This window comes from Shewanella sp. 10N.286.51.B8 (genome assembly GCF_041469325.1).
In the GTDB taxonomy this organism is placed as follows: Bacteria; Pseudomonadota; Gammaproteobacteria; order Enterobacterales; family Shewanellaceae; genus Shewanella.
The window spans coordinates 13,719-27,390 of sequence record NZ_JBFRKG010000004.1; the positions used below are offsets into that span (position 1 = coordinate 13,719).

At 43.0% G+C, this 13,672-nt stretch carries 11 protein-coding genes; 7 read left to right on the forward strand and 4 right to left on the reverse strand.

Going from position 1 to position 13,672, the window contains the following annotated elements; translation table 11 throughout:
• Positions 1 to 86: 86 nt before the first annotated feature.
• A complete protein-coding gene (locus AB4160_RS01375; protein ID WP_102439926.1) occupies positions 87 to 1,370 on the reverse strand; it encodes a hypothetical protein in 1,284 nt (427 codons plus the stop codon).
• A 206-nt stretch (positions 1,371 to 1,576) separates the two neighbouring features.
• Between AB4160_RS01375 and AB4160_RS01380 the strand changes: the two genes are divergently transcribed.
• The 7 genes from AB4160_RS01380 to AB4160_RS01410 all read left to right on the forward strand — a co-directional run bounded on the left by AB4160_RS01380 (position 1,577) and on the right by AB4160_RS01410 (position 11,158).
• Positions 1,577 to 2,146 (forward strand): aminodeoxychorismate/anthranilate synthase component II, encoded by a 570-nt coding sequence (locus tag AB4160_RS01380; protein WP_102475911.1) that lies wholly within the window; start codon positions 1,577 to 1,579, stop codon positions 2,144 to 2,146.
• Positions 2,147 to 2,379: 233 nt separating this feature from the next.
• Positions 2,380 to 4,866, forward strand: a complete 2,487-nt coding sequence (locus tag AB4160_RS01385) for a prolyl oligopeptidase family serine peptidase (RefSeq protein WP_372003345.1) — start codon at positions 2,380 to 2,382, stop codon at positions 4,864 to 4,866.
• A 125-nt stretch (positions 4,867 to 4,991) separates the two neighbouring features.
• Positions 4,992 to 6,134 (forward strand): HDOD domain-containing protein, encoded by a 1,143-nt coding sequence (locus AB4160_RS01390; RefSeq protein WP_102439923.1) that lies wholly within the window; start codon positions 4,992 to 4,994, stop codon positions 6,132 to 6,134.
• Between the two features lie 338 nt (positions 6,135 to 6,472).
• Positions 6,473 to 7,690, forward strand: a complete 1,218-nt coding sequence (locus AB4160_RS01395) for an aspartate aminotransferase family protein (protein ID WP_102439922.1) — start codon at positions 6,473 to 6,475, stop codon at positions 7,688 to 7,690.
• 110 nt (positions 7,691 to 7,800) lie between these two features.
• Positions 7,801 to 8,820, forward strand: coding sequence for an arginine N-succinyltransferase (gene astA / locus AB4160_RS01400; protein ID WP_102439921.1), 1,020 nt, complete (start codon positions 7,801 to 7,803; stop codon positions 8,818 to 8,820).
• A gap of 10 nt (positions 8,821 to 8,830) precedes the next feature.
• Positions 8,831 to 10,291, forward strand: coding sequence for a succinylglutamate-semialdehyde dehydrogenase (astD, locus tag AB4160_RS01405; protein WP_102475913.1), 1,461 nt, complete (start codon positions 8,831 to 8,833; stop codon positions 10,289 to 10,291).
• 66 nt (positions 10,292 to 10,357) lie between these two features.
• Positions 10,358 to 11,158: a DUF1338 domain-containing protein gene (locus AB4160_RS01410; protein WP_372003349.1), complete on the forward strand. Its 801-nt coding sequence runs from the start codon at positions 10,358 to 10,360 to the stop codon at positions 11,156 to 11,158.
• Between the two features lie 120 nt (positions 11,159 to 11,278).
• On the opposite strand, the gene AB4160_RS01415 is transcribed toward AB4160_RS01410, so the two are convergent.
• From AB4160_RS01415 to AB4160_RS01425, 3 genes are read right to left on the reverse strand one after another with little or no spacing between them, the layout of a single operon-like run.
• The gene (locus AB4160_RS01415) at positions 11,279 to 12,637 is read right to left on the reverse strand and encodes an ATP-binding protein (protein ID WP_102475915.1); all 1,359 of its coding nucleotides are present in this window, start codon (positions 12,635 to 12,637) and stop codon (positions 11,279 to 11,281) included.
• On the reverse strand, positions 12,634 to 13,308 hold the full coding sequence (locus AB4160_RS01420) for a response regulator transcription factor (protein WP_102439917.1): 675 nt from the start codon (positions 13,306 to 13,308) through the stop codon (positions 12,634 to 12,636). The genes AB4160_RS01415 and AB4160_RS01420 overlap by 4 nt, the downstream gene beginning before the upstream one ends.
• Positions 13,289 to 13,633: a PepSY domain-containing protein gene (locus AB4160_RS01425; RefSeq protein WP_076538976.1), complete on the reverse strand. Its 345-nt coding sequence runs from the start codon at positions 13,631 to 13,633 to the stop codon at positions 13,289 to 13,291. The genes AB4160_RS01420 and AB4160_RS01425 overlap by 20 nt, the downstream gene beginning before the upstream one ends.
• Positions 13,634 to 13,672: the final 39 nt, after the last annotated feature.

A 13,672-nucleotide genomic window follows, 5' to 3' on the forward strand; every position in this document is an offset into this window, starting at 1 on the left:
CTGAGTGGCATAGTGTGCAGCTATTGAAGTCTCAGTAACATCTTAAACTTATCTTGCTAGTTTTACTTCCACTCCACTGAACTGTCCTAGTGCTTAAGCGCATGGGCTGCTAATCTTGTTAGTTTGAAAGCGACTTTTAAACAACGGTTTTCCAAATTATCATTTTCAATTTCTAGCTGGTAGCGCGCCAAAATAGCCAGATAAGCACAGAGCTGCTCGCTATCCATGGCTAATGCTAATTGGGCGATTGGTTCGATAAAGGTTTGGTACTGATTTCGATAGCGAGCATTAGGAAATTGCTCACTAGGGTCCCAGTCTTGCCATAGGCAAAGATCCACTTGCTGTTGAAATTGGCATAAGGCTTCAGGGCTTATATCCACCTTAGGCAGTTGCTTTATCATCATCGCTAACAATGCTTCAACACCACTGGCAATCTGTTCTTCTGGGGTGGGTTGGTCAATAAAACAAAACTCGCCAAGGCTGAGTTGTGCATTATCAGATACGCAGGCGTCCTCAAGCTGTTTTTTGCGACCTTGATGCCAAGCAAAACTCACGAGTGGGTAGTTGGCAACCGCTGCGTTGTAATTAACACAAGCCAGGTATTCATTTTGAATATCTGGGAAACTGTCTAAGGGATAATGAGCCACTATTACCGGAACTGTTAACAGATAGTGAGGGTGTTGCTCGGTTAACTCAAATGTTGGGTAATTCAAAATAATATTTAGTGCATGATTGAGCGAGTGATCTTTATCAAACGCGCAGGGCCAATATTGCTGTGATAAAGCATGACTTGGCTCTATATACGGCGCTAACGCTGTGATTGTTTGTTGATCCCAACAAGCATGCACTGCGCGAATATGACCAAAATCCAAAAACAGTGGCAATGACATAAACCAATCTATCCATTGATAAATTGATTCGTCAGCGGGATCAAATAACGATAGGAAAAAGGGGCCTTGTTGGCTTAGGCTATCTGAATTGAGTGCTAGCTTGCTCGCGCTAACTAAAGGCTCGTCTGTGATCGGGTGGTGTTTACTCCAACCTATGGCGTTAAACTCATTTATGCCAAGCAAACAATAAGCATAACCTTCATCAACCAGCCGTTTTATAAAGTTGAGTAAGGCGATGTGCTCAATAGCGGCTGCATCGGTTTGAGCAGGCTGGTGTGACGCAATTAAGTTGCCACAAAAAACTAACTTAACAAATTGAATACTCGATTGTGGATCATCGATATCAAAATCAATTTCGGCTAATAAATCGGTTAACTTGTCTAAGCGACCATAAATATCACCAATAAAATAAAGACTGACATTTCCCACCTGTGTGACTTGTGTTCCTGAAACTTGTGTATTTAAAAATTGCATTCCCATAGTTTACCTTCCTAAGATGGCGGTAGGAGCCACTGATATAGAGCTATAGTATAACCTAGCAATTAAACGTTACAGTCAACAAAACCAGCGATAGGTCTAAACGCTTAAGCACTGAGCAAAGCTATGCTATTATCCGCCACCATTCAGGTATTTTAGCTTTCCTGATTAATTATTCTTATAAAGCAATCTTGTACTTAGGGTCCTTAATGCTGTTAATGATTGATAACTACGATTCGTTTACTTTTAACTTAGTGCAATATTTTCAGCAGCTAGGTTTTGAGATTATGGTAAAGCGTAATGACGAGATCAGCATTGCAGAAATCCAAGCCTTAAATCCAACTCATTTGGTTATTTCTCCAGGCCCTTGCTCGCCTAATGAAGCGGGGATCTCATTACAAGCAATCGAATACTTTGCCGGTAAACTGCCAATTTTAGGGGTATGTCTAGGTCATCAAGCCATTGCACAGGTGTTCGGCGCTAATGTTGTTCGTGCTAAAAGAGTGATGCATGGTAAAACCAGCAAGATAAATCACCATGAAGCTGGCTTGTTTAAACAGCTTAATCAGCCACTTACAGTTACCCGTTATCATTCTTTACTAGTTGAAAGTTTACCTGATGGTTTTCAACTTGATGCATGGTTTGATGATCCAATTCATGGCCGTGAGATCATGGCGATGCGCCATAATAGTTTGCCTATATTTGGGGTGCAATTTCATCCAGAAGCTATTTTGACCGAACAAGGTCTTGAGTTACTACAGAATTTTTTAAATTATTAACTTGCTCATTTGGGGCCAATGAGTCGCATTTGGATCCCTTTATCATCTTCTAAACGGCTAACCTTACTTTCCTCTCCAATAATCAATAATTTCCGTTACAACTTTGACCAAAAAAGCTCACAAGTTTACTCCTTTTTTATGATATAAAAGAGCAATAATAAAAGCACTTGCCAAACAGTGGTTAACGTTTAGGCGAGAATATACCAAACATCTTTGATGACAAAGGATTCAATATGACAAGGCTACTGCGCAATACTGCGCTTAGTGCGCTTTCTTTAGCGATCATTTCTGGTTGCAGCGCGACCGCAACTAGCAATAACACCCCAAGCATTTCTAACGCAGCTTCAAGTTACACAGTGACGCTTGCGACACCTCCTCAAGTTGAACAGCCTTTAACCTTAAATCAGATCATGGCCAACCCTGATTGGATGGGTGTGTTAGCTAAAAATGCTTATTGGGGCGATGATAGTCAGTCAATTTATTTTAATCGACAAGCACATCAGGCGCCAATTGCTGAGGTTTATCAGCAAGGCGTGAGTCAAACTCAGGCAAGTCTTATTAGCTTGAATCAGTTGCATTTAACTGATCAAAAGCACGGTGTGTTGAGTGCAGATAAATCGCAAAAAGCCTATATCTATCAGGGTAATATATTCGTTAAGCAATTAGCGTCAGGGGACGTAAAACAGCTTACCCGCGTGAATACTGCCATTGATGAGGTTAAGTTCCTTAGTAGCGGCGATTTGGCTTATTTTCAAGGTAATAGTGTCTTCAAGATACATCTGCAGACTGGGTTAACTGAGCAGCTAGCAGATGTGCAAATGGCCAATGCCCCTAAAGGGGTTAGCGATCCAGAATCTTACATTGCCAAACAACAGCATCGTTTGATTGCCTATGTTGCTTTGCAGCATAACAAGAGTAAAACCCGCGCTGAATATGCCGAGGAGTTAGCGGCGCAAGACCCGACTTTTGCGGCTAAAACTTGGTATTTAGGCGATGATGAAAAAGTCTCTGATATGAGTCTTTCCGCTGATGGCCGTTACTTAGTGGTTAACTTAGTTGATAAAGACTATAGCTGGCGCAGCGAGCACGACATCATGCCAAATTATCTAGGTAAAGATGGCTATGTTGATGCAGTACCTGCAAGGGCGCGTGTGGCTGAAGACAGTTACCCAGGTGAACGATTGGTGGTCCTAGACTTGGTCGATCACGTTAAGAAAGATATCACTATTGAAGGTCTTGATGGTTACGATGCCGACGTGTTAGCCAGTGTAAAAGCTGAAAATGCCAAAGCCAAAGGCGAGCGTTATAACAGCGAAAAATCGCCACGGGTATTGCAACTGATGCAAGATTGGACTTGGAGTCAAAGTCCGATGCAGTGGCATGAATCTGAAAATAAATTGCTGGTTATGATTGAAGCGGTTGATAATAAAGATCGCTGGATCGCCAGTGTCAACCTTGAAACCGGCAAGCTAAAAACAGAGCACCGTTTACATGATGATGCTTGGGTTAACTACACCTTCAATCAATTTGGTTGGGTGGGAACATCTGAGTCATTCTATTACTTATCTGAAGAGTCTGGTTATTCACAGCTTTATGTTAAAGGTGAAAATGGCAAGACCAGCGCACTTACCAATGGCGAATATGTGGTTGATCAAGTGACCTTATCACCCGATGCGACGCATCTTTATTATCGTGCTAACAAAGACCACCCTGGAACTTATAATGTTTATCGGGTTGAGATTGCTAGCGGTAAAACTGAGCAGCTGACCCAGTGGACAGGTACCCTTGATTATGAGTTAAGCCCTAATGGTCAATCGTTGCTATTAACGGCATCAACAGCCACCCAACCTAATGAGCTGTATGTGCAGCCAATTGGCGGCGAGCTTAAGCAGTTAACTCATTACACCAGTAAAGCGTTTGCAGATTATGCATGGCAAGCCCCTCAAGTAGTAAAAGTACCATCAACTCATGGTGCGAAAGACATTTACGCTAGAGTCTATTTACCTCAGGGCTATGATGCTAATAATGCTGAAAAATATCCTGCAGTAATTTTTAACCATGGTGCGGGTTACCTGCAAAATGCCCATAATGGTTTTTCTGGCTATTTCAGAGAGTTCATGTTCCATAACTTATTAACACAACAGGGTTATGTCGTCATGGATATGGATTACCGTGGTTCTAAAGGTTATGGCCGCGATTGGCGCACCGCTGTGTATCGCAATATGGGTCATCCTGAAGTTGAAGATTTAAAAGACGGCGTTAGCTGGATGGCGGCTAACAGTCATGTTGACGGCGCTAAAGTAGGTACCTATGGCGGCTCTTATGGCGGCTTCTTAACGTTCATGGCGTTATTTAATGAGCCTGAGTTATTCCAAGCGGGCGCAGCACTTCGTCCGGTCACCGATTGGGCGCATTATAATGCGCCATATACCTCTAACATCTTAAATACCCCAGATGTTGACCCCATTGCCTATGAAAAGAGTTCACCAATTGAACACGCACAGGGTTTACAAAAACCATTGCTGATCATGAGCGGTGTGCTCGATGACAATGTGTTCTTCCAAGATAGTGTGCGCTTAGTACAACGCTTGATTGAGTTAGAAAAGGCGATGTTTGAAACCGCGATTTACCCTGTTGAGCCACATGGCTTTAGACAGGCATCAAGCTGGTTAGATGAATATCGTCGTATCTACAAATTGTTTGAGCAAGAGCTAAAGTAATGATGCGTTTTACTTAAGCTGATTTAAACCATAAGGCTTCCATTTGGAGGCCTTATTTGTAACGATAAGCAGCAGTTGAAATATAATTTTCATATAACTAACACAGAATTAAAGGCAGTTTATTTGTGGCAGTGTCGGTAGCAGGTGGCGTAAGGCCAGGAAAAGTCATTGAAGTTGAGCGCAGGCTGTATAAGCAACTGATTATGGGTAAGGAAAAGTTACCCTCGCAGCTTGATGACTTAGATAAGCAGTTAGAAGATGACGCCAATAAACTTGAAGTTGAACGTTTAGCCATTAAAGCACGTTTAGAAGAGCAAGCGCGGGCTCAGTTGGTGTTACAGCGCATATCAGAGCAATTGACTAACACTGTCATAAGCTCCCTTGAGCATCAGCTCAATTCACCTCAGCAGATGTTAGCGCAATCGGGTTTAAAAGAGTCCCATATTTTATTATTGGATTTACTGCTTAACAAAGAACCTGATCTGCGCCGAGTGCGATCGCTTGTTGAAAATATCAGCTGGCTATCGACCGATCTTATCAATTTAATCAATAGCCCAGCCTCGAGTCACCGCAGACCGCAGCGATCAGAAGTCAAAGTAACCGACATTAAGTTAGTGCTTAATTATATTGGCATTGAAAATTTGCAAGCTGTGATCCCTTACTTTTGTTTACGACATTGGCTGCCATCGGGCAATACTAACCTGATTTGGGCTAGTCGTAAGTTATGGCGTTACAGCATGATCACCGCCATAGCGGCCAAAGCATTGGCAGCGCTGCATCAAAAGGATGTGGCATTGGTTTATAGCGCAGCTTTGATGAAGCAATTAGGCGCAGCGACTATATTAAATGCCAGCGCCAGACAATTTGAAAACACATGGGGAACCTGGCTACGTGAGACCAGCGCCAAAGGGGATAAAACCTTATACGATGCGGTAATGGCCTCAGCATTTCCAGCTGAGGAAGTGTTTGAGCAAGTGATGTCCTATGGTGAGCAGCTTAATTGGCAATTATTGGACTTAATGGATTTTAACCAGAGCCAGCTAACCCAAGTGCTAAAAGAGCTCGATTTAAATTATCACTTTAGCGAGTTTTCCACAGAAAGCGCTATCGTTGCCAAAGCCAGTTGTTATGCCAAGGTATTAATATTAGAGCAATCGCGTTTAATTGAGCCGCAAGAGAAGCGAGTGTTATTTGATTATTATGAATTTACCGAGCAAGAGCTGATCCGTTTAAAATCGCAAAATTACCGCAAGCTTAATTTAGTTTAAAGTCAGGCTTTATCCCCCTTAAGTATGACTAAATCTTGTTTAGTTATGCATTTATGATGAATAGCTAGCTTATTTGAGGCCAAATAACTTTTTTTATGACTATTTATGCTAAAAATAAGCTGTAATAGCACTTTGTATGTGAAGTTTGTTAACTCTTTATGCATTATTCATTTAAGTTATGAATAGTTAACCGCTAAAAACTGGTATTTTGATCACGTTTTAGCTAATAATGACCTGCAAGCTATACAAACATCCGCAGTCAACTTAAACCAAAATCAATACAGCAAGCGGAATAGAGTGACTTAAGTGTCGCTAATAACTTTAAGGAACGAAAAGCAATGAGCGTTGAAATGAACTTAACACGTGCCCAATTTGATGAAGTCATGGTGCCTAACTATGCGCCAGCAGCCGTAATCCCAGTTCGCGGAGAAGGCAGTCGAGTTTGGGATCAACAAGGTAATGAGTTTATTGACTTTGCTGGTGGTATTGCAGTGAATTGTTTAGGTCATTGTCACCCAGCACTTGTTGGCGCCCTAAAAGAACAAGGTGAAAAGCTGTGGCATTTATCAAACGTAATGACCAATGAGCCAGCATTAGAGCTGGCGACGAAACTGGTTAACGCCACGTTTGCTGAGCGTGTTTACTTTGCTAACTCAGGTGCTGAAGCCAATGAAGCTGCACTAAAACTTGCCCGTCGTTACGCATTAGATAATCACGGCCCACAAAAAGATCAAATCATCGCCTTTGATAAAGCATTCCATGGTCGTACCTTCTTTACTGTTACTGTGGGTGGTCAAGCGGCTTACTCTGATGGTTTCGGGCCTAAACCACAAAGCGTTACTCATGTACCATTTAATGATATTGCCGCTCTAGAAGCGGTAATTTCTGATAACACTTGTGCCATCATGCTTGAACCACTTCAAGGTGAAGGCGGTATTATCAATGGTGACCCAGAATTCTTAAAAGCTGTGCGCGCACTTGCTGATAAGCATGACGCATTAGTTATTTTTGATGAAGTGCAAACAGGTGTTGGCCGTACCGGTGAGTTATTTGCCTACATGGGCACCGATATTGTGCCTGATATTTTAACCAGCGCCAAAGCCCTAGGTGGCGGTTTCCCAATTGCTGCAATGCTAACCACTGCTAAAATTGCCGCACATCTTAAAATTGGTACTCATGGTTCGACTTATGGCGGCAACCCATTAGCGTGCGCTATTGGTAATGCTGTTATGGATGTGGTGAATACGCCTGAAGTACTGAATGGTGTTAAGCATCGCGAACAGTTATTCCGTGATGGTTTAGCGGCAATCAATGCCAAATATAATGTGTTCTCAGAAGTGCGTGGTAAAGGCATGTTATTAGGCGCAGTACTTAACGAGCAATATGCAGGCCGTAGCCGTGACTTCTTAGTTGCATCGGTTGCAGAAGGCTTAATGAGCTTGATTGCTGGCGCTAACGTCGTGCGTTTTGCTCCATCTCTTGTTATCCCAGAAGCTGATATCGCTGAAGGTTTAGCACGTTTCGAACGTGCTGTAGCTAAAGTGGTTGCAGGTTAATAGATAAGTAAAGCGTAAGGGTAAAACCTTGCGCTTTTTTATTGGGTTATCGGTAATGAAAAGTCTGTTTGTTGGTGACTTTTTATTACTGGATTATCAAGGAGAGTCAGATGCTAATCATACGACCTATTCGTGGCAGTGATTACGAAGCACTTTACAAGGTCGCCGTTGAATCGGGTCATGGGTTCACTTCCCTGCCAGTCAACGAAGAGCTATTACGCTCTAAAATCGCTAGAGCTGAAGCTTCTTTTTCCAAGCAAGTTGAGAAACCTTTCGATGAAGGTTATTTGATGGTGCTTGAAGATTTAAAAACCAATCAAGTTGTCGGTACCTGCGGTATTGAAGCCGCTGTCGGGATGGAAGATGCCTTTTATCATTACCGTTTAGGCACTGAAGTCTATCATTCTAAACAAATCTCAGTTCGTAACGAAGTGGAAACACTGACGCTTTGCCATGACTACACTGGCGCTGCAGAGTTATGTACGCTGTTTTTAAATAAAGAATATCGCAGAGGCTATAACGGCCGCATGCTTTCTCGCTCGCGTTTTTTATTCCTCGCTCAACATGAGCAACGTTTTGGCAGCACTGTAATTGCTGAAATGCGCGGCGTAAGCGATGAAAAGGGTGATTCACCTTTTTATGAGTGGTTACAAGATCATTTCTTAGGCATTGATTTTGTCGAAGCCGATTATTTATCGGGGTTAGGTAAAAAGGCCTTTATGGCTGAAATGATGCCAAGAAGCCCGATACATGTATGCCTATTGCCAAAAAAAGCACAAAAAGTGATTGGCGAGGTGCATAGAAATACTAAACCTGCGCTGAAGTTATTGCAGGCTGAAGGCTTTAAATTTAGAAATTACGTCGATATTTTCGATGGTGGTCCAACAGTGGAGTGTGCGCTAAGCGACATCCGCGCCGTGAGTCAAAGCCGTCTACTCACGGTCACTATTGGAAAGATGCCTCATGCCGATCATCAATATCTTGTCGCCAATACCTTGTTAGCGGATTACCGCGCAACAGCGGCAAGAATTTTAGTTTCACAAGAGCATGATAACGTCACCTTAAGCCCACAATTAGCTGAAGCGCTAATGGTTGAGCAAGGCCAGCAAATTCGCGTATTAGAACTGTAGGAAACAGCAAATGACACAATTTATCAAAGGCCAATGGTCTAATGGCGAAGGTCATGAAATTACATCACTCAACCCAGCAAATGGTGAGGTGATCTGGAGCGGTAAAACGGCGACAGAAGCCCAAGTTAATAGCGCCATTGATGCCGCAAGAAGTGCGCAGTTTGACTGGTTTATGCTTGGCTATGAGGCGCGTTTAGCCATTGTTGAAGCGTACCGCAGCGAACTTGAAGCGCACAAAGCTGAGCTTGCTGAAGTGATAGCCCAAGAAACCGGTAAACCTCAGTGGGAAACCGCCACAGAAGTGGGCGCTATGATAGGCAAAATTGGCTTATCAGCTGCAGCGCATGATAAGCGTACTGGTACTGAAACTAATGACATTCCCGCAGGTCGCGCCGTTTTACGTCATAAGCCGCACGGCGTTGTTGCGGTATTTGGCCCTTATAATTTCCCTGGTCATTTACCCAATGGTCATATTGTTCCAGCCTTACTTGCGGGTAACACCGTGGTGTTTAAGCCATCAGAGCTAACTCCGAAAGTCGCTGAAGAAATGCTAAAACTTTGGGACAAAGCAGGTTTGCCACAAGGTGTGATTAACTTGGTTCAAGGCGAGCTTGAAACCGGTAAAGCATTGGCCTCGCACCCGCAAATTGATGGACTATTCTTTACCGGTAGTTCTCGTACTGGTCACTTGTTGCATCAGCAATATGCAGGGCATCCTGGCAAAATTTTAGCCCTTGAAATGGGGGGTAATAATCCATTAATTATCAAAGACGTCACAGACACTAAAGCGGCCGTTCACGATATTATTCAATCAGCTTATATCTCATCTGGTCAACGTTGTACTTGTGCACGTCGTTTGTACATCCAGCAAGGCGCTGCAGGTGATGCGTTAATTGCTGAGCTTATTACCGCGATTAAGCAAATCAAAGTGGCTAGCTGGAATGCACAGCCGCAGCCATTTATGGGTTCGATGATTTCTGCAGCCGCAGCTAAAGGCATGGTTGCCGCGCAGGCTAACTTGTTGGCATTAGGTGCGACATCGCTTATTGAGCTTACTCACGTTGAAGCGGGGACTGGTCTAGTGTCTCCTGGGTTAATTGATGTGACAGCAATTGCAGAGCTGCCTGATGAAGAATACTTTGGTCCATTGCTGCAATTAGTTAGATACCAAGCCTTTGATGATGCCATTGAGATGGCAAACAACACGCGTTATGGACTTTCTGCTGGTTTGTTGGCGGATAGCCGCGAAGATTACGATTACTTCTTAGCCCGTATTCGTGCAGGTATCGTTAACTGGAATAAGCAAATCACTGGTGCATCTGGCGCAGCACCATTTGGTGGTGTTGGTGCATCAGGTAATCATCGTGCAAGTGCATTTTATGCTGCAGATTACTGTGCTTACCCTGTGGCTTCTGTGGAAGCGGATAGTGTTAGCTTGCCTGCGACATTAAGCCCTGGTTTATCTATCTAGTGATCTAGATTGCAATGAAGGCAATGACTTTTGGGTCATTGCCTTTTTTTAAAGAAGGATTTTATTATGCATACCGACGTTAACACTTTATTCGCCGCTTTATGGCAAGACTACATCAATATGACGCCCTCGGCGGCAAACATTCAGCAACTGTTAGGGCAGGGAAAACCGATCATTAACGATCATATTGCCCTGCGTACCTTTAATATTGAAAAAGTTAACCTTGCTGTATTGGCGGCTCATTTTGAGTCGCTTGGTTATGTTGCCAGTGGTGATTATCACTTTGAGCTGAAAAAGTTGGTTGCCAAGCATTTCGAGCATCCCGATCCGCATCAGCCTAAGGTGTTTATCTCTGAGCTGTTAGTGGAAGAATTTAGCCCTGAAGTGCAAAGCATTATCCATGGTTTAGTTGATCAAGTGGATGCTGCGGTGACAACTGCGGATAATTTTTTATATTCAGGCTGTCATTGGCGTGTCGATATCGCCACTTACAAAACCTTATTGGCAGAAAGCGAGTACGCAGCTTGGGTTGCGGCCATTGGTTATCGCGCTAACCATTTTACGGTTTCCATTAATGAGCTGCCTGATTTTGAAACCATTGAATCAGTCAATGAAACCCTAAAAGCTGCTGGCTTTACCTTAAACACCGCTGGTGGTGAGATTAAAGGTTCAGCTGAAGTGCTATTAGAGCAGTCATCAACGATGGCAGATCGCATGGCGGTCAGCTTTGCAGATGGCGAACTTGAAATTCCAACTTGTTTCTATGAGTTTGCCCGTCGTTATCCGATGGCTGACGGTGACCTGTATACTGGTTTTGTCGCTGCGTCTGCTGACAAAATCTTTGAAAGTACTAATGCTGTCAAATAATGCTGCTAGCTAAGTCGGTAGAATTGCGTTAATTTTACCGCTAATGAAAATGCCAAGTAAGTCAGTTTATCTGGCATTTTTCATTGTTAAGTTGCAAGGTTTTAGTACGCCATTAAGGGATTATGTTACGGCGCTACCATCTGGGGTGGTATTGGCAAATATAATGCAAACATGTAAGCCTTTTAACACATCACCACGCTCGAACTTGAGTTGATAACCATATTGCTCAACAATTTCTTTTACAATGGATAACCCCAGCCCATGGCCTAACACGGCTTCATCTAAACGTTTACCGCGATTGGTCAGTTGGCTGATTTGATCGTCATTGACGCCGGGGCCATCATCTTCGATACACAGGGTTAATGTTTGTTGCTGCTGAGATACCGTCAAATTGACCGCTGAATTTGCCCACTTGTAAGCGTTATCTAATAAATTACCAAACAGCTCCATACCATCTTCACGGTGTATCGGCAGGCGACTTATGTCATCGCTGACATCAATGCTGCAATGAATGTTTTTATGGTGATGTACTTTATCTAGAGTGCTAATGAGCGCCTCAAAATCACGTGGCACCACCATTTGCGCTGCTGGCAGCATATCACCAGTAATTCTAGCTGCAGTGAGCTTACGTTCGATCATGTTGCGGATCAGGTCTAATTGCTGCTGCATGGCTTCAGCCGCTTGCGGGTTTGATAAACCCAATACTTCAACTTGTTGCTGCATCACGGCTAATGGGGTTTTTAGGCCGTGGCTTAAATTACCTAAATTATTTCTACTGCGCTCAATTTGATTAGCGGTGTAATCTAATAATTCGTTATAGGTTTCAGCTAAAGGTTTTATTTCAACTGGAATCTTGGTGACTTCTAGGGCATCGATTTCACCTTGGCGTAATTTGGCCAGTGAATCTTGAATGTGTTTAACTGGCTTAAATGATTGGCGTAGAATGATAAAAATACCGCCAATCATTGCCAGTAGCATGGCGATATTAATCGCCAACTTAGTGCCAAACACTTCACTAAAGACCCGCCGGCCAATACTTAAGTCTTGAGCAACCGTAAGGGTGGCAACTTTATCGCCATTGATTGAGCCTATACCAATCGATAATAACTGCATGTCATTATTTTTTGGCCCTTTGGCTTGCCATACCCGGGTTTGATCATGCTGCAATAATTCGATATCTAATTGCACATCCCATAGAGAACGGGAGCGGATCACTTGATCATCGGAGTTAAATTGAAAGTATCGACCTGAATAGGCGGGTTTGTAAAAGCTGGAGAGTTGGTTTTGGTCGATGATAATTTCACCAGCATTGATATGGCTGGCGATAATGATGTGTTCTAAATCTTCTTCGAGACGATTGATGATAGAGTCATGAAACGCTTGTCTTAACATGGACTCAAATAATATGAGTCCGATGACGGTGGCAATAATGATTAAACCGCTAAGCCATAAACTTAGCTTACTGCGGATTGATATCATTCAACAATGCCGTGAAAAATATACCCTTGGCCACGGCGGGTTTCAATGGCGGTTTTACCAAGTTTTTTACGTAAATGGGTAACGTATACTTCAACCACATTTGATTCTTTTTCATCGTCAAATTGATAAAGCTTATCGGTAAGTTGTGCTTTTGAGAGTAATTTCTTTGGCGACATTAAAAATATTTTTAATAGTCTAAATTCCATGGCGGTTAATTCGTAATGCTTGTCACCGATATGCACTCGTTGCTCTGACTCATCAAGGGTAATGCCACCATAACTCAACTGCTTTGATGAGGTATTAAGACGGCCATGGGCACGATGAATAAGTGCCTGAACTCGCGCTAACAGCTCTTGAGCATGAAAAGGCTTACCAAGGTAGTCATCAGCCCCCGCATTAAAGCCTTCGACCTTCTCGTGCCACTGACTGCGCGCAGTAAGCATAATCACCGGCGTATCAATGCCTTTTTCACGCCAAGACTCGACGAGTGTTAAGCCATTACCGTCAGGCAAGCCAATATCCAAAATCACACAATCGTATTGAGTTTCTTTGATGAGGTAATCTGCTTCAACAGCTTTATCGGTTACATCAGTAACGTAGCCGGCTTGTTTTAGTTGTTTTTCAAGCTCAGCAACTAAGAGGGTGTTATCTTCAACGAGTAGCAGTTTCATTTATTTGGCATTCACTTGGTAGTTGGTCAATTGACTCTGGCATCCCATTTGTAGCATCGAGAAATAAATGGATGATATGCCCTTTTTTTATCTTTAACTGTAAATCATAACGCCATTTGTCATCCTCTTGATAGAGGCTGGCATCAATTAATTCACCCTGACAGTATTGTGCAAGTAAAGTGAGGGAATAATCAAGCGAACGAATGCTACCGGATGTAACTAAGCGTTGAACTTCATCATGTGGTAGCTCTGCAGTCATTGCTTGTGATGCTGGTGTTAGAGTCGATATAAGTAGACTGAGTAGTAATGCAGTCAGCAGCCTCATCAGACAGACTCCCATAAAAAAAGTGATAATTAGAATTGC